A 16,580-nucleotide genomic window follows, 5' to 3' on the forward strand; every position below is an offset into this window, starting at 1 on the left:
GCGAGACATCGCGTCAACCCCGTCGACGCTCTCTCGAGTGCCGAAACGATTACTACTGCGTATTAGTGCGGATGGAAAATATTAAGCGTCGGTATAGCCTAGCCGGCCCTACGATGACTGAGTACGTGTCGACCACGCCGGGACTGTATCCGCTCCCGGATTGGGCGAAAGACGACCTCTCGGACCTCAAAGGACATCAGAAACACGACCTCGTCAGCGGCGACGAGGGCGAGGCGATCACCGCGGCCTACGAGGAGGCCCGCGAGGACGTAATCGAGGTACAGCAGAACGCAGGTCTCGACCGCATCGTCGAGGGGCAACTGCGCTGGGACGATATGCTCGCTCACCCGCTCGCGGTCCACGACGCCGTCGAGACGCGGGGGATCGTCCGCTACTACGATAATAACAACTTCTACCGCGAGCCCGTCGTCCAGGACGACCTCGGCTTCTCCGGCGACGTCGCCTCGGAGCTCGAGACGGCCGCCGAACTCGCAAGCGGCGACGATCTGCAGGCCGTCCTCCCCGGACCGTACTCGCTTGCGGACCTCGCAACCGACGAACACTACGACGACGAGGCCGAGTTCCTCGGTGGCATCGCGGAGTTCCTCGCAGGCGAGGTCGACGCCTTCCCCGACGTCGAGACGCTGTTCCTGCTCGAGCCCTCGCTGGTCGAGAACGCACCCGGCGACGGCGAAGACGAGCGCGCGAGCGAGGCGATCGATCGCGTCGCAGCGGCGACCGACGCCGACGTCGTCGTCCAGCCCTACTGGGGTGCGTTAGAGGAGAAGGTCTACGCACACCTGCTCGACGCCGATATCGACGCGGTCGGCTTCGACTTCGTCGCGAACCAGGACGACAATCTTTACAACATTCAGGAGTACGGCGCAACCGACGACGTCGCGCTCGGTCTCGCCGACGGCCAGAACACGCTCGTCGAGGACCCCGAAGCGATCCGCGACCGCGTCGACTGGGTCGAAGGCCAGCTCGGCGTGACCGCGTTCGAGACGATCTATCTGACGACCAACACCGAGACGTTCTACCTGCCCTACGGCAAGTACGTGGAGAAACTCGACGTCCTTGCAGAAGCCGCGGACCTCGCGGAGGTGCAAACAGCATGAGTGAAAACGAGAACAAAGATCAGTTCCGACCGGACGACCACGAGAACGACCACTTCCTGCTGACGACCGTCGTCGGCTCCTACCCGAAGCCCAAGTGGCTCAACCGCGCGAAGGAGCTCTATCAGGACGAGGACCACGACTTCGACGCAGACGACTGGCAGGAAGCCAAAGACGACGCCGCCCGACTCATCACGAACGAACACGAACGCGCCGGCTTAGATGCCGTCGTCGACGGCGAGATGCGGCGCAACGAGATGGTCGAGTTCTTCGCCGACCGCATCGAGGGCTACGAGTTCAACGGCCCTGTCAAGGTCTGGGGGCACAACTACTTCGACAAACCAAGCGTCGTTAGCGAGGTCGAGTACGACGACAGTTGGCTCGTCGACGAGTACAAATTCACCGCCAGCGCCACCGACCGCCCCGTGAAAGTCCCGATCACGGGTCCGTACACGCTCGCGAGCTGGGCGTTCAACGAGGCCTACGAGGACGACGAGGAACTCGCCTACGCCCTCGCGGACCTCGTCAACGAGGAGATCGAGAAGCTCGTCGACGCCGGTGCACAGTATATCCAGATCGACGAACCCGCGCTCGCAACGACTCCTGACGACCACGCCATCGTCGGTGAGGCCTTAGAGCACATCGTGGCCGACATCCCCGAGGAGGTCCGCATCGGCCTCCACGTCTGTTACGGCGACTACTCCCGAATCTACCCCGAAATTCTGGAGTTCCCGGTCGACGAGTTCGACCTCGAGCTCACGAACGGCGACTACGAGCAACTGGACGTCTTCAAAGACCCCGAGTTCACGAAGGATCTCGCACTCGGCGTCACCGACGTCCACGTTGCCGAGGCCGAGTCCGTCGAACAGATCGAGGAAAACATCAAAAAGGGTCTCGAGGTCGTCCCGCCGGAGCAGCTAGTCGTCTCGCCGGATTGCGGCGTGAAGCTGCTGCCCCGCGAGGTCGCCTACGGCAAGATGGAGAACATGGTGCAGGCGGCCCGCAACGTCGAGGCGGACCTCGACGCAGGTAACATCGATATCGAGCGCGGCACGCCGACGCCCGCCGACGACTGATCGGTTCCGAGACGCTCTCATTTTCGCTCCTCGCTTCGCCGGTTCAGCCGTCGAGCGCTGCTATCCGTTCGCCGACGCCATATCGATGCCGCATTCGGCGTGTTCGCTGACCGTTCTCTGAGAACCCATCACATACACAGTACGTCCGAATCCAATATCGAACCGAGAGCCGCGACGGGACACAGATGTTACCTGGTAACTCTATTGTCCGATAACGTATATGTTCGTCGCGCTCTTATCGGTGATCGATGTCAGACTCTCTCGAGACTCGACGCGAGCTGCGCGACGATGTCGCCGAGCACCGCGACGCCGACCACGATATCGACTCGCTGTTCGTCAATCGCTGGTCGCCGCGCGCGATGACCGGTGCGTCACTCGACGAAGACGAGTACCTCCCCCTGTTCGAGGCCGCGCGCTGGGCACCCTCCGCATTCAACAACCAGCACTGGCGCTTCCTCATCGCGGCACGCGAGGACGACGAGTGGGAGGACTTCGTGGATCTCATGAACGAGATGAACCAGTCGTGGGCGACCGACGCCGCCGTACTCGCGGTCATCGTCTCGAAGACGACGTTCGACCACAACGGCGAACCGGCCCCCGTCCACTCCTTCGATACCGGTGCAGCCTGGGAAAACCTCGCGCTCGAGGGCGCGCGCCGCGGGTTGGCCGTCCACGGGATGGCCGGCTTCGATTACGAGCGCGCGGCCGAGGAACTCGACGTTCCCGAGGAGTACGCGGTCGAGGCGATGGTCGCCATCGGCGAGCGCGCACCGCCCGAAACGCTTCCCGAAGAACTACAAGAGCGCGAACAACCGAGCGACCGCAAGCCGCTTGCGGAAATCGTCCACCGCGGCGGCTTCGAGTAATCGAATCGAGCCTCGAGTCGCCCCGTTCCGCCGTCCGATCGGTCGTGATTCCGTTTCCGACGCCGAGTTCGGTAGTTCCGACTGATTCGAAGCAGCGACTGGTCTTCGGAAGTGGCTGTATCTCTCGATGAACTCTCAATAGAGTGAATATTACTATAAATAGATTTCCCTAGTAGGATACGATGTGATTATGACACAACTCTTAGAGAGAGAATAGTTATCATATCCCGAGTTGCCAATCGGTATCGCATGTCAGACGATCAACCAGCGAAGCGCGAATCGGAGACAGTCGACGAATCACGGCGAACGTTCATGCAAGCGACCGGTGCGGCGACGGCGGCGTCTGCCGTCGGCGTCGGTACGGCCGCTGCTACGGGCGAGCGACACGAATCGGAGATCGACGCGCTCGTCGACCGTCTGAGCCTTGAGCAGAAGGTAGGCCAGATGACGCAGGTCGCGATTGACGATCTCGGCGAGGGGTTTGGTCCCGAGACTGCGTTCAACGACCACGACGATGCGGACACGCTCGGCGAGTTGTTTTCGAAGCTTCACGTCGGCTCGATCATCAACGGCGGGGCGACGGGACCGACGTTTGACGGCGAGGAGTTCGTCGCGGGGCTCAACCGGCTCCAGCAGTATACGGTCGAGGACACGGACCACGGAATTCCGTTCCTCTGGGGCTGTGACGCCCTTCACGGGAACACGCTGCTCGACGGCTGTACGAGCTTTCCACAGCGGCTCAACATGGGTGCGACCCGTGACGTCGAACTAGTCGAGGCGGCGGCGACCCACACTGGGAACGAGATCGCGGCGATGGGCGGCCACTGGATCTTCGGCCCGACGGTCGACGTGCTCCGCGATATGCGCTGGGGGCGATACTTCGAGGGCCACAGCGAGGACGCGATGATGGTCGGCAAACTGGGACGAGCGCGAGCGCGCGGATTCGAGCAGAGTGGCCGCGTCGCCGCGACGGTCAAACATTTCGCCGGCTACGGGGCACCGAACACCGGCAAGGACCGCGCACACGCACGGACATCGATGCGCGATCTCCGGACCAGACAGCTCCCGGCCTACGAACGCGCACTCGAGGAGGCCGAGACGGTGATGGTCAACAGCGGCGCGGTCAACGGGAAACCCGCCCACGCCTCGCGGTGGCTGCTGACGGAGGTGCTCCGGGAGCGGTTCGAGTTCGACGGTATCATCCTCACCGACTGGGACGATTTCAAGCGACTGCTATCGAATCACGAGTACCTCCCCGATACGGACGAGGGGTGGCGCGAGGCCGTCAAACAGGGACTTGAGGCCGGTATCGACATGCACATGTGCGGCGGGGAGACAGCGCCGACGGAGTTTATCGACACGACGATCGACCTTGTCGAGAGCGGCGAGCTCGCCGAGGAGTACATCGACGAGTCGGTCCGGCGTATCCTCGAGCTCAAGCGCGATCTCGGCCTGTTCGACCGACCATCCGTCCCCGAAGACGAGATCGGCGACCTCGTCGGCGGTGCGCGAGGCGTTTCCGAGCGCCTCGCCAAGGAGTCGCTGGTCCTCTTGAAGAACGACGGGGACGTTCTGCCGCTCGAGGGCACCGAGGACGTGCTGCTGACCGGCCCCGGCGTCTCGGCGGGAACGTCAAACCGGTTCCTGATGCAACACGGCGGCTGGACGCTCGGGTGGCAGGGGATCGAGAACGGCGACCTGACCGAGGACGGCCCGCGGCCGCGTCAGAACACGATCGCGGGCGAGCTGTCCGACCGACTCGGTGACCGGCTCACGCACGTTCCGACCGAGTTCGACGCCGCGCCATACGAGAGCATCTTCGAGAACTTCGATAACGGGTTCTTCGACGTCACCGACGAGCAGGAAGCGGCGATCGCGGACGCCGCCGGAGCGGCCGACGCCGTCGTCGTGGTGCTCGGCGAAGGGCCGCACAACGAGGGCTACGGCGATCGCGATCAGATGCGGTTTCCCGAGGCACAACGGGAGCTCGTGGAACTGGTCGACGCGGAGACCGACGATATCCCGCTCGTCGGCGTGGTCATCGCCGGAAGCCCGCGCGGGACCGACGAAACGTTCGATCACCTCGACGCCGTCCTGTTTGCCGGCCAACCCGGCAGCGATACCGGCGTCGCGGTCACCGACACGCTGTTCGGCGAGTACAATCCTTCCGGACGGCTCCCGTTCACCTGGGAGGCCAACGTCGGCCACGTCCCTCTCATCTACGACGACTATCCGCCGCGCCAGTCGGTCGGCGCGGCGGACCAGACGGTCCAGTACGAGTTCGGTCACGGACTCTCTTACACCGAGTGGGAGTACTCGGGGCTATCACTGTCCCGAGACACCGTCGGCAACCCCGCCCGAAACCCGACCGTTACGGCACAGGTAACCGTCTCGAACGTCGGTGACACGGCCGGCGAACACATCGTCGAAGCGTACAACACCGAGCGCTACGGGTCCGTGCTTCAGCCTCATCGACGACTGATGGGCTTCGAGCGGGTCGCCCTCCAACCCGGCGAGTCCGCGACCGTCGACCTCGAGCTCGACCTCTCGACGCTCGAGGTCGTCCCCGGCGACATGCCCGGTGACCGGGCGAAAGTCGTCGAAGCGGGTGCGTACGAACTCTCGGTTGGTGACGCGACGGCGACGCTGACGGTCGAGAACGCCGGCTCGATCACGGATCCCGAGCCGGTCCCGGGGCGGTACGATATCGACAACGACGGTAACGAGGACTTCGGGGATGCGATGGCGCTCTACCGCCGGCTCAAGCGACGCGGCGACGTCGGATGGCGATCCTCCCATCGGACGTGATTCGCTGGCCGTCGTGGAACGCCGCGGGTCGCTGCTGTCAGTAAGCGTCCCGCTTTCGGTCCCGATGGGAAGCGATCATGCGCGACCCTATCGGCGCCACGCGGTCCGTCTCACGGCAAAGCGCTAACTACCGGGCCGGTGAACGACCGTCCATGACCCTAGAGGTCGGCGTTCTCGGCTATCGATTCATGGGGAAAGCGCACGCGAACGCGATGGCGCGGCTTCCGATGTTCTTCCCGGACGCGCCCGAAATCGAACGCAGCGTCCTCGTCGGTCGCGACGAGGCGGCGTTGGAAGATGCCGCCGATAGGTTCGGCTTCGAGTCGATCTCGACGGACTGGGAGGCGGTCATCGACGACGTAGATGCCTTCTACAACCTCGGGCCGAACCACGTCCACCCCGAGCCGTCGATCGCGGCACTCGAGGCCGGCACGCCGGTCTTCTGCGAAAAGCCGCTCGCACCGACGCTCGAGGAGGCGGACGTGATGGCCGAGACGGCGCGTGCGGCGGGCGACGACGTTCCGGCCGGCTGCGCGTTCAACTACCGGTTCGTGCCCGCGATCCGGTACGCGAAGGCGCTGCTCGAGGCGGGCGAACTAGGTGAGATCCGTCACGTCCGCGGGCGGTATCTGCAAGACTGGTTGGTCGATCCCGAGGCCCCGTGGTCGTGGCGCAACGACGAGGAGCTAGCGGGGTCAGGTACGCTCGGTGACCTCGGCTCGCACTCGGTCGACCTCCTGCGATTTTTGGTCGGCTCGGATGACCTCGCCGGCGAGATCGAGCGGGTTAGCGGCCACTTGCAGACGTTCGTCGAGGAGCGCCCGGTGGCCGGCAGTGATGAGCGTCGCGCGGTCACCGTCGACGACGCCTACACCGCGCAACTCGAGTTCGCTAACGGTGCGATGGGCACCCTCGAGGGGTCGCGCTTCGCGACGGGCCACAAGAACGACCACACCGTCGAGGTCCACGGCTCCGAGGGGAGCCTGAAGTTCTCGCTCGAGCGGCTGAACGAACTCGAATTGCTCCGTGACGGCAATCGGGGCTACGAGACCATCCTCGTCACCGACGAGGACGACCCGTACGTCGACCACTGGTGGCCGCCGGGTCACGTGCTGGGCTGGGAGCACACCTTCGTCCACGAGAACTACGAGTTCTTAAGCGCGGTCGCGGACGGCCGCGAGTTCGCACCCAGTTTTGCGGACGGACTCGCCGCCCAGCAGGTCCTCGATGCCATCGCGGAGAGCGACGACGAGGGCAGGTGGATCGCGCTCGAGTGAAAACGAACGTTTCGACGCGATCCGCCGGCCGGGTCGATCGCGTCGGTCGCGGCCGTCCTACCGGTCGGTCGTCAGAACGACTTTGTACGATCGGGACGACGTGACAACTGAATGCCGAGTCGACTGCAGCGGTTCATCGCCGAAGATGGCTGGCTGCTGATCGCGATCGTCACCCTCGCACTGACGAGTGTCGTCGCGATTTCCGGACTCGGAGTCCTCGCAGCCGCGATTTCGATCATCGGCTGGTTTCTGCTTATGCCGATCCTGCTGTTCTGGGGCGAGGAGATCGCAACGGCCCTCGAGAACGACGACGCGCCGACGGCGACAGCTAGCGATCCCACATCCGAGGCCGATCCGCTCGACGAACTCAAACGCCGCTACGCAGCGGGAGAGATCGACGATGCAGAGTTCGAGCGTCGCCTCGAGCGACTCGTCGCAGTCGACGATCTCCCCGACGACGTCCTCGGCGGATCGGACGCTGACGACGGTCCGTCGGCGTCCGGCGTCGACGTCGATCGGGTCAATCGAGGCGATCCGCTGGCCGACTCGACCGGCGACGATTCCGACGAGCGCGACCGCGAGCGGGAGACCGAGCGATAGCTGTGACCGGGGCCGTCGAGCGCCGCGACGGCGAGCGCGTCGCCGGCATCGCTGCCGGCCGCTCAGGACTCGATCCGACTGACCGTGTGGATCTCGTCGTACCTGACGCCCTTGTCGGCGGGCGATTGGCCGTCGATTTCGACGTAGTCGGCCTCGAGGCCGGTCACCTCGCCGGTGACGTCGAGTTGGTGGTCTTCGGTCCGTTCCGAGTTTCGGATCTCGACGGTGTCGCCGATTTCGACGTGGCTCTGTACCAACTCCGCGGCTCGTCGCTCGTCGGCGTCCGGTGGAATGGTCAGATCGGTCATGGCGAGTGGGCCATAACGTGGCGATGCGGGTAGCCCTTTAGCCGGAATTCGCAACTCGAGGCGTCGTTCGGACGACCGTTTTTGTAGGAACCGGCCCAAAGACGACCCATGAAGACCATCAAGGACAGCGTCCACGACCACATTCAGGTCGACGGCGTCGCCCGCGACCTGCTGGACGCCCCGGAACTCCAGCGGCTCCGGTCGATCAGCCAGCTGGGCACCGTCTCGCTGGTCTACCCCTCGGCCAACCACACGCGGTTCGAACACAGCCTCGGCGTCTACCATCTCGCCTGTGAGGCCTTAGAGCATCTCGCGGTCGAGGGCCAACGAGCCGAGCGGGTTCGCGCCGCGGCCATCCTCCACGACGTGGGTCACGGGCCGTTCAGCCACAATCTCGAGTCGCTCACCTATCGGCGAACGGGCCGGTACCACGACGACGTCCACGGGCTGCTCGCAAACGGGGCGGTCGGGGACGTACTACGCGACCACGACCTCGAGCCGGACCGGGTGGCGGATCTCGTCGCCGGCGAGGGCCGGTTCGGCCAGCTGGTCTCGGGGGAACTCGACGTCGACCGGATGGACTATCTGGTGCGGGACGCCCATCACACGGGGGTCCCCTACGGAACGATCGATCACGGCCGGCTCGTCCGGGAACTGACCTTCGTCGACGGTGAACTCGTTTTGGACGAGGGGAACGTCCAGACCGCGGAGAGCCTGCTGGTCGCCCGGGCGCTGATGAATCCGACCGTCTACAGCCACGGCGTCGCTCGGATCAGCAAGGCGATGCTCCGGCGAGCGGGAGAGCGGCTGCTGAACGCGCCGGCCGCCGACGTGGACGCCGAGGTGCTCCAGCGGATGGACGACCACGATCTGATCGCGGCGCTCAGGTCCTGCGAGGCGACCGCCGAGTTCTCCCGGCGGCTGGATCAGCGCGACCTGTTCAAACGGGCGGTGTGGGCCGAGATCGACGACGTGCCGGGCGGGATCATCGAGGCCGACCATGGGACGATCCGCGAGTTCGAGCGAGAGATTGCCGATCGCGCGAGCGCCGATCCGGCGCGCGTCATCCTCGACGTGCCGAGTCGGCCGTCGATGGCCGAATCGACGACGCGCGTGATGGTCACCGGCGACGTTCGCCGACTCGGCCAGCAGTCGCCACTGGTCGGGGCGCTGCGAGCGGCCCAGTACTCCCAGTGGCGCCTCGGTGTCTACTCGCCGCCGGCGCTGCGCGACCGGGTCGGCCGGGCCGCTGTGGACGTCCTCGGTCTCGATATCGACGGCGCACTGGTCAGTGAGGTTCGGGATGGCCCCGACACGACGCTGGACCAGTTCGTCGATCGATGACGACCGATGCTCCGGCGTATCGCCCGTACTGGGACCTCTCTCCCTCGAGCACTCCCACCGACGGAACGGTCGGACTTCCGTCGCCCGATACCGAATGTCGGATGGAGGGTGTATCGGAGACGGCTCCGTTCGGGGCCGCGGCCGTCGCGGTTCGTCGACGAGACCCTCGAAGCTGATCCGCGCGTCCCCTTCGCCCCGATGGTCGTCAGCGCGCCCGCGTTCGTCTGCTGCCGACTCGAGTGTTGCCAACTCAAGTCGTCGACCGGCCGACGGCGAATCGTTGAAGGGACTGACCGCGAACGGTCTCGTATGGAACGAACGGGAACGATTCTCCGCGGCCCCGACTTCGACCCCGTCGAGGGGCGCATCGTCGTCGACGAGGACGGTTGCATCGAGGCCATCGAGGAGGCGTCCGTCGAGAGCGACGATATCATCCTGCCGGCGTTCGTCAACGCTCACACCCACATCGGCGACTCGATCGCCAAGGAGGCCGGCGGTGGCCTCTCGCTCGAGGAACTGGTCGCGCCGCCGGACGGGCTGAAACACCGGCTGCTCCGGGCGGCCGATCGCGAGGAACTCGTGGGCGCGATGGCGCGGTCGCTGTCGTTTATGCAGCGAGCCGGGACGGCCGCCTGCCTCGATTTCCGCGAGGGCGACGTGGCGGGCGTTCGGCTACTTGAGGACGCGGCCGAGGGCCTCGAGATCGACGCGATCTCGTTCGCGCGCGGGTCCGTCGACGCAATGGGCGCGGGCGACGGCTTCGGCGCGAGCGGAGCCAACGATTCCGAGTTCGACGAGGAGCGCGCGGCGACCCGCGAGGCGGGCAAGCCCTTCGGTATCCACGCCGGCGAGGTCGACAAAAGCGACATCGATCCGGCGCTGGATCTCGAGCCCGACTTTCTGGTCCATATGGTCCACCCCGAACCGCGCCATCTCGAGCGGGTCGCCGATCAGGAGGTGCCGATCGTCGTCTGCCCGCGCTCGAACCTGGTGACCGACGTGGGGCTGTCGCCCTACGAGGAACTCAACGAGCGGACGACGCTCGCGCTCGGGACGGACAACGTGTTTCTCAACTCACCGTCGATGTTTCGCGAGATGGAGTTCCTCGCGAAGCTCTCCGCGCTGCCGGCGGACGAAATCCTTCGAATGGCGACCGTCAATGGGGCCGAGATCGCCGACCTCGAGTACGGTCTCCTCGAGCCGGGCCGCGAGGCGCGGCTGCTGGTGCTCGACGGCGACTCGGACAACCTCGCCGGTGCTCGCGATCCGGTCCGGGCCGTGGTTCGCCGGGCCGGCGTCGACGACGTTCGGGAGGTCGTCTATGGGGCCGACGGCGAGCGCGTCGACTGACGTTCAGTCGAGCCGTTCGGACGTCTCGGCGTGTTCGCTCGAGAGCTCGACGTACCGGTCGGCCGTCGCCCCGAGGTGCGGATCGTCGATCTCCGTCTTCGGTTCCGCGGGCGTGCCGACGACGAGCGTCGATTCGGGGACCTCGGTGCCCTCGGTGACGACGCTGCCGGCGGCGACGACCGCTCCCTCGCCGACGTGAGCGCCGTCGAGGACGACCGCGTTCATCCCGACCAGCGCGCGTTCGGCGACGGTCGCATCGTGGACGATGGCGCTGTGCCCGACGGTCGCGAAGGGCTCGAGTACGGCCTCCTCGTGGAGGACGGCATTGTCCTGGACGTTTGCGCCCTCGCCGACGACGATCGTGCCGTGGTCGCCCCGAAGCGTGGTGTTCGGCCAGACGCTGGCCTCGTCTTCGATGACGACGTCGCCGATGACGACCGCGGCCTCGTCGACGTACGCGGAGTCTGCGACCCGTGGTTCGATTCCGTCGAACGAACGTAGCATGTCTGCCTCTGTCTCGAGCGCCGTCTTGAAGCTGCTCATCGGAGACTGACCGTCGAGAGCCGATCGGTGGGTCGCCGCGCTCTCAGAACGCGTCGCCTTCGAAGCTGGTCTCCGCGTGTAGACTCTCTTTGAGCGCGTCGTGGACCTTACAGAGTTCGAACGCACGCTCGATGATCCCCTCGCCGGTGTCGTCGTCGACGTCGGCCTCGACGCTGATATCGAACCGGACCGACTCGAGTTTATCGTCGTCGTTGAGTTCGCCCGTCGTTTCGATCTCGATTCGCCCGAGATCGTCGGCCCCGCGCTGTTGCCCGCCGACCCGGAGCGCCGGGACGTAACAGGAGCCGTAGGCCGCCAGCAGCGACTCGAGCGTATCGGGGGCGTCCTCGCCGTTAGCGTCGATCGTGGTCTCGAAGTCGCGGATCTCGTTCGTGGCGCTGTACCCCTCGTCGGAGACGGTGGTGACCTGTTTCGCCATCGCACTCGAGCGATCCACGAGCGGTGCTGTAAACGTTGGTGCTGACGAGACGACCGGTTGATGTCGGGGCCGCACCGCCGCGTCGATGGTCGCCCACGAGCGACTCGCGCTCGTCTCGGCGGCCCGTCACGTCCGGTTTCCGGAGCGTCGCGTTTGCAGCGATAGGCCCTGCGTTTGCAGTGGTGGTCGGTTTGCCCGCTGCGCACGAACGCGAAACACAGATTATGAGCGGTTTCAACGCGCGATCGGCGAACAAGCTCAGTATCGTCTCGACGGTAATCGACAGCGTGCTGGCGTTCCGGCGTGGCCGGACGAAGAGCGGCCTCCTGCTCCTCGGTGCGGCGGCGCTCTCGTCCCGGGTTCCGGGCATCGGCACGATCACGTCCCTGGTCCTCCGGCTCGCTCGGCGGCTCCGATAACTCGAGCGATCGCATGGTCGACGTGACCGGCCACCTCGGAATGGCGCTGTTGTTCGCCGCGCCGGCGTGGATCATCTGGGGCCGACGAGCCGCGCTCGGATTTACGGCGTTCGCGCTCGTGACGGCGATGCTCCCCGATACCGATCTGGTGCTTCGGGGGGTTCTCCCCGTCACCCACCATGGCGTGACCCATACCGTGTCGTTCGTCGTCCTGGTGAGTATCCTCGTCGGCGTCTTCGCCGCGCGGTGGCTCACCGCCTGGCTCAACTCACACCGCTGGATCCGAAGCACCGAGATCGCGACCGAGACGGTCTTCGTCTTCGCGACGGCAGGGCTGATCGTCGGCGGTGTTAGTCACCTGTTCGCTGACGTGCTCTCCGCACCTGACATCGCGGCCCCGCTCGAGCCGCTCTGGCCGTTCTATCGCGAGCCGATCATCGTCGACGTCATCTACTACGATTCGCCGATCTGGAATTTCGGGCTGATCGCTGTTGCCATCGTCCTCCATCTGATACTCGCCCGATACAGAAGCTACCCGCTCGAGACGCGCTATCGGATCGGTGACCGGAGCGAGAGCGGCGACGGCGCTCCTGGGCATCCCGCGGCGGGCGACCGGTTCGAGTGACCACCCTCTCGCGTCCGGACGCTGGTCTTCGGCGGGCGAACCGCGAAAACGGCCGGGCGAACCGCGGCGCTCGTGCCGATCAGGGCTCGAGTTCGAACGGCTCGTCGGCCTCGAGCGCGTGGACCTCGGCGTCGCTTCCCGTCGCTTTGACTTCGCTCTCGAAGTCTTCGGGGTCCTGCTCGATCGGCGGGAACGTATCGTAGTGCTCCGGGAAGGCGTAGTCGACGTCGAGCCAGTCGACGGCGACGGCGGCCTGCCACGGCCCCATCGTGAAGTGATCGCCGATCGGCACCGCCGCGGCGTCGGGCTCTAAATACGGGCCGATGACCTCGCGCATCTCGGTCATAAGGCTGGTATCGCCGGCGTTGTAGAACGTCGTCGACTCCTCGTCGCTCACCTGCGTCGGCTTGGTGTCGGAAACGACGAAGCCGGCGGGCATTCCGCCGCTCTCGTCGTTCTCAGTCATGATCCCGTTCGTGTGGTCGGCCCGGACCATGGTGACGTAGGCGTCGCCGCACTCGACGGTCCCGCCGAGGTTCATTCCCATCCCGCCGACGGCGTCCTCGTACCCGAACTCCGCTTGGCAGTGCGACGTCAACTCCGGCGTCGCGACCAGCGTCGCATTCGAGAACGCGCCGGCGTCGGCAATGTGGTCGGCGTGGCCGTGGGTCAGCAACACATAGTCAGGCGTCTCGAGGTCGTCGGGCTCGAGGTCCGTTTGCGGATTGTCGAAGAACGGATCCATCAGCAGTTCCGTCTCCCCTACGGTGACGTGCCACGTCGAGTGGCCGTGCCAAGTGAGCTCCATAGCGGGTGAACGATTCGGGCGAAACCAACTTAAAACGGCCGGGGTCGGCAACCCGGACGCCGACCATCGATCGTTGCGTCGGAAGTTCGTGCTCTCTTGCGATCTGTAATTAGCGATTGACGGGCTGAGACGGCGTGTACTATCACCAATGTTTATACGTGCTCTCGGTCGACGATAGAAAGCCGCACGCGAACTGACACACCACGCATGCGGTCCGGGATCACATCCCGGCTGATCGTCGCACGTCCCACTCCGTCGGCGGCGGCGTCGTTCGGCCTTCCACGCGGCCGACGCTCGTTCGAGCGCTATCGGCCGCGAACACCACGTTCTTCACGGATCGTACGTCACAGTGAGCCGCAATGCCTGCCGTTTTTTATCCGGGGACCGTAGCGGCGACTATGCTTGCACTGACGCTCGAGGAATTCATGGTGGAGCTAAACGACGGAGCGATCAAAAACGTCGGCCCGAACAACAAGGCAGCCACGGTCAAACTGTTCGACGTCGAGTCGACCGAGGCCCGGGAGTTCGGCGACAAGCGCGTCAAACTCGTCTTCGAGGACGAGGACGACAACGAGATCCAGGTCTCGCTGTTCCCGGAAGACGTTCGGGCGCTCGCCGACGATATCGAGACGCTCGAGGAGGAGTCGCCTGCATTCGACTGATCGGGACGCGGCGTCGGACCCGCACCTCGCTCGGAGTGCGGACGCATTTCGACAACCGTTTTAGGGCGAAACTGCTTGGTCAGAGTAGATGGGTAACTGTATCATCTGTGGCACACCCGTTGACGGCGAGATCTGCCAGAGTCACGAGGAGGATGCCGTATTCGAATTCCGCGGCACCGCCGCCTCACAGCTCACGCCCGGTCGCTACTACCGGGGAACCGTCGACGGCTACGCCGACTTCGGTGTCTTCGTCGACATCGGAGATCACGTCACCGGTCTGTTGCACAGAAGCGAACTTGACCGACGACTCGAGAGTCTCGACTGGGAACCCGGCGACGACGTCTTCGTCCAGGTACTCGACGTTCGAGACAACGGTAACGTCGACCTCGGCTGGTCGATCCGCCAGCGCGAACGCGAGTTCCGCGGCGAGTTGATCGAGACGGCCGACGGCGAGTACAAGCCCGAGGATCTCGAGGACGACACCGACCAAGCCGCTGAGAACGCCGACGAAGACGTTCAGGAATCGGCCGACGAAGGGGCCGTTCAGGCCGGCGAGTTGCAAGCCGCCGCCGACGAAGACGAGTCGGAATCGAACGCGGATTCTATCGACGACCAGCAGCCGGCAGCCGCGGAGACGGCCGGCACCGTCGCGGGAAGCGGCTCCGTCGCGACCGAGTCCGCCGCCGCATCGACGCCGACGACCGAGGACGCGGCCGACGCCGAGTCCGAACCGGAGCCCGCGCTCAACCGAACGACCGTCGACGCCATCGAGAACCAGGTCGGCAGCGTCGTCCGCCTCGAGGGCGAGATCACCGGCGTTCGCCAGACCAGCGGCCCCACGGTCTTCGAGCTCAGCGACGAGACAGGCACCGTCGAATGTGCGGCCTTCGAGGAGGCCGGCGTTCGCGCCTACCCCGACGTCGACGTCGACGACGTCGTCGCTCTGGAGGGCGAGGTCGAGCACCACCACGGCGACCTCCAGGTCGAAACCGAGACCCTCGACGTCCTCACCGACGAGGACCGCGAGACGGTCAAAGACCGCCTCGAAAGCGCAATTGAGGAGGAGGCCCGTCCGGCCGACGTCGCGCCGCTGGCCGACCACGAGGCCGTCACAGCCGTCGAAGACGGTATCGCCGACGCGGCGACCGAGATCCGCCGAGCCGTCATGGAGGCGCGCCCGATCGTCGTCCGCCACGGCGCGACCGCCGACGGTTACGTCGCCGGGGCCGCCATCGAGCGCGCCGTCCTCCCGCTGATCCGGGAGAAACACACCCGCGATGACGCGGAGTACCACTACTTCGAGCGCCGCCCGCTCGACGGTCGCGTCTACGACATGGACGCCGCCACCAGCGACGTCACCTCGATGCTCGAGGCCCGCGACCGTCACGGCGAGCAGCTTCCGCTCGTCGTCCTGGTCGACGCTGGCTCGACCGTCGAATCCGTCGACGGTTACGAACTGCTCTCGCTGTACGACGCCGACGCGCTCGTCATCGACGACAGCCGCGCAGACGACCAGATCACCGACGCGGTCGACGTGGCCGTCGCACCGTCGCTGGCCGGGGTCGACATCGCCGACACGACCTCGACCGCCCTCGCAGCGAACGTCGCTGCCCACGTCAACGACGATGTCCGCGCCGACTTAGTGCACCTCCCCGCGGTCAGCTACTGGGAGAACACCCCCGACGAATACCTCGAGCTCGCGACCGAGGCCGGCTACGACGAGACCGGCATCTCCGAACGCCGCGAAGCGGTCGCCCTCGAGGCCTACTACCAGTCGTACAAGGACAAGCGCGAACTCGTCATCGACCTGCTGTTCGGCGACGACGAGGGGTCGGAGCGACCCCGAGACGGCGACCTCGCCGCCCACGTCTCCGAGCAGTTCCGCGACAAACTCGAGGCCGAACTCGAGACGGCCCGTGAGAACCTCACCGTTCGCGGCGTCGATGACGTCACCGTCTCCGTCCTCGACACCGATGCCTTCACGCACCGGTATAACTTCCCGACGACGATCCTGCTGCTCGATGCGCTCCACCGCAGCGAACGTGACCGGACGGATCCGCCGTACGTCACGCTCGGCGTCGGCGACGACGAACTCCACGTCCGTGCGACCGAGCCCGTGAACGTGCGCGACCTCGGCGACGCGATCGCCGAGGCCGTGCCTAACGGCGGCGTCAGCGTCGTCGGCGGCCGCGACGGCCACGTCGAGTTCCTGCCCGGCGAACGCGATGCAGTGCGCGAGGCTGCCCTCGAGGCCCTCGGCGAGACGCTCGCGTAAGGCCCGTCTTCTCCGTCGTCCGCTCGATCGACCAGCGATAGCGCTGCAAATCGATCGCCACGGCG

Annotated in this window: 16 protein-coding genes; 12 read left to right on the forward strand and 4 right to left on the reverse strand. The window is 65.7% G+C overall.

The annotated features are described in order from the left end of the window. The first annotated feature begins 113 nt into the window (after window positions 1-113). The 6 genes from ACJ70B_RS16495 (at window position 114) to ACJ70B_RS16520 (ending at window position 7,742) form a co-directional block, all read left to right on the forward strand. Window positions 114-1,118 (forward strand): 5-methyltetrahydropteroyltriglutamate--homocysteine methyltransferase, encoded by a 1,005-nt coding sequence (locus ACJ70B_RS16495; RefSeq protein ID WP_408958084.1) that lies wholly within the window; start codon window positions 114-116, stop codon window positions 1,116-1,118. Next, window positions 1,115-2,191: a methionine synthase gene (locus tag ACJ70B_RS16500; RefSeq protein WP_408958085.1), complete on the forward strand. Its 1,077-nt coding sequence runs from the start codon at window positions 1,115-1,117 to the stop codon at window positions 2,189-2,191. Before ACJ70B_RS16495 ends, ACJ70B_RS16500 begins: the two co-directional genes overlap by 4 nt. Window positions 2,192-2,439: 248 nt before the next feature. Beyond that, window positions 2,440-3,057: a nitroreductase family protein gene (locus tag ACJ70B_RS16505; protein WP_408958086.1), complete on the forward strand. Its 618-nt coding sequence runs from the start codon at window positions 2,440-2,442 to the stop codon at window positions 3,055-3,057. Between the two features lie 444 nt (window positions 3,058-3,501). Then, entirely contained in the window at window positions 3,502-5,865 is a 2,364-nt protein-coding gene (locus ACJ70B_RS16510) for a beta-glucosidase (RefSeq protein ID WP_408960126.1), read from the forward strand. Window positions 5,866-6,017: 152 nt separating this feature from the next. Then, window positions 6,018-7,142, forward strand: a complete 1,125-nt coding sequence (locus ACJ70B_RS16515; RefSeq protein ID WP_408958087.1) for a Gfo/Idh/MocA family protein — start codon at window positions 6,018-6,020, stop codon at window positions 7,140-7,142. Between the two features lie 111 nt (window positions 7,143-7,253). Further along, the gene (locus ACJ70B_RS16520) at window positions 7,254-7,742 is read left to right on the forward strand and encodes an SHOCT domain-containing protein (protein ID WP_408958088.1); all 489 of its coding nucleotides are present in this window, start codon (window positions 7,254-7,256) and stop codon (window positions 7,740-7,742) included. Between the two features lie 62 nt (window positions 7,743-7,804). Here ACJ70B_RS16520 and ACJ70B_RS16525 read toward each other — a convergent pair whose 3' ends face one another. Next, window positions 7,805-8,050: a hypothetical protein gene (locus ACJ70B_RS16525; RefSeq protein WP_408958089.1), complete on the reverse strand. Its 246-nt coding sequence runs from the start codon at window positions 8,048-8,050 to the stop codon at window positions 7,805-7,807. Window positions 8,051-8,158: 108 nt separating this feature from the next. Here ACJ70B_RS16525 and ACJ70B_RS16530 point away from each other — a divergent pair, with 108 nt between their 5' ends. Further along, entirely contained in the window at window positions 8,159-9,394 is a 1,236-nt protein-coding gene (locus ACJ70B_RS16530) for an HD domain-containing protein (RefSeq protein WP_408958090.1), read from the forward strand. A gap of 309 nt (window positions 9,395-9,703) precedes the next feature. Further along, on the forward strand, window positions 9,704-10,744 hold the full coding sequence (locus ACJ70B_RS16535; RefSeq protein ID WP_408958091.1) for an amidohydrolase family protein: 1,041 nt from the start codon (window positions 9,704-9,706) through the stop codon (window positions 10,742-10,744). A 3-nt stretch (window positions 10,745-10,747) separates the two neighbouring features. Here the strand turns inward: ACJ70B_RS16535 and ACJ70B_RS16540 are convergent, their stop codons facing one another. Both ACJ70B_RS16540 and ACJ70B_RS16545 read right to left on the reverse strand, forming a co-directional pair. Continuing rightward, on the reverse strand, window positions 10,748-11,287 hold the full coding sequence (locus ACJ70B_RS16540) for a gamma carbonic anhydrase family protein (RefSeq protein WP_408958092.1): 540 nt from the start codon (window positions 11,285-11,287) through the stop codon (window positions 10,748-10,750). A 43-nt stretch (window positions 11,288-11,330) separates the two neighbouring features. Further along, complete coding sequence (locus ACJ70B_RS16545) at window positions 11,331-11,726, reverse strand: OsmC family protein (protein WP_408958093.1); 396 nt, start codon at window positions 11,724-11,726, stop codon at window positions 11,331-11,333. Between the two features lie 224 nt (window positions 11,727-11,950). On the opposite strand from ACJ70B_RS16545, the gene ACJ70B_RS16550 reads away from it, so the two are divergent. Together ACJ70B_RS16550 and ACJ70B_RS16555 are read left to right on the forward strand one after the other, a co-directional pair. Further along, a complete protein-coding gene (locus ACJ70B_RS16550) occupies window positions 11,951-12,145 on the forward strand; it encodes a hypothetical protein (protein ID WP_408958094.1) in 195 nt (64 codons plus the stop codon). A gap of 13 nt (window positions 12,146-12,158) precedes the next feature. Then, window positions 12,159-12,770, forward strand: coding sequence for a metal-dependent hydrolase (locus ACJ70B_RS16555; RefSeq protein WP_408958095.1), 612 nt, complete (start codon window positions 12,159-12,161; stop codon window positions 12,768-12,770). 79 nt (window positions 12,771-12,849) lie between these two features. Here ACJ70B_RS16555 and ACJ70B_RS16560 read toward each other — a convergent pair whose 3' ends face one another. After that, on the reverse strand, window positions 12,850-13,578 hold the full coding sequence (locus ACJ70B_RS16560) for a metal-dependent hydrolase (RefSeq protein WP_408958096.1): 729 nt from the start codon (window positions 13,576-13,578) through the stop codon (window positions 12,850-12,852). A 398-nt stretch (window positions 13,579-13,976) separates the two neighbouring features. Between ACJ70B_RS16560 and ACJ70B_RS16565 the strand changes: the two genes are divergently transcribed. Together ACJ70B_RS16565 and ACJ70B_RS16570 are read left to right on the forward strand one after the other, a co-directional pair. Further along, the gene (locus ACJ70B_RS16565; RefSeq protein WP_408958097.1) at window positions 13,977-14,240 is read left to right on the forward strand and encodes a hypothetical protein; all 264 of its coding nucleotides are present in this window, start codon (window positions 13,977-13,979) and stop codon (window positions 14,238-14,240) included. 88 nt (window positions 14,241-14,328) lie between these two features. Beyond that, window positions 14,329-16,515, forward strand: a complete 2,187-nt coding sequence (locus tag ACJ70B_RS16570; RefSeq protein WP_408958098.1) for a DHH family phosphoesterase — start codon at window positions 14,329-14,331, stop codon at window positions 16,513-16,515. Window positions 16,516-16,580: the final 65 nt, after the last annotated feature.

The sequence above is a fragment of the Natrinema sp. 74 genome (assembly GCF_046097095.1).
In the GTDB taxonomy this organism is placed as follows: domain Archaea; phylum Halobacteriota; class Halobacteria; order Halobacteriales; family Natrialbaceae; genus Natrinema.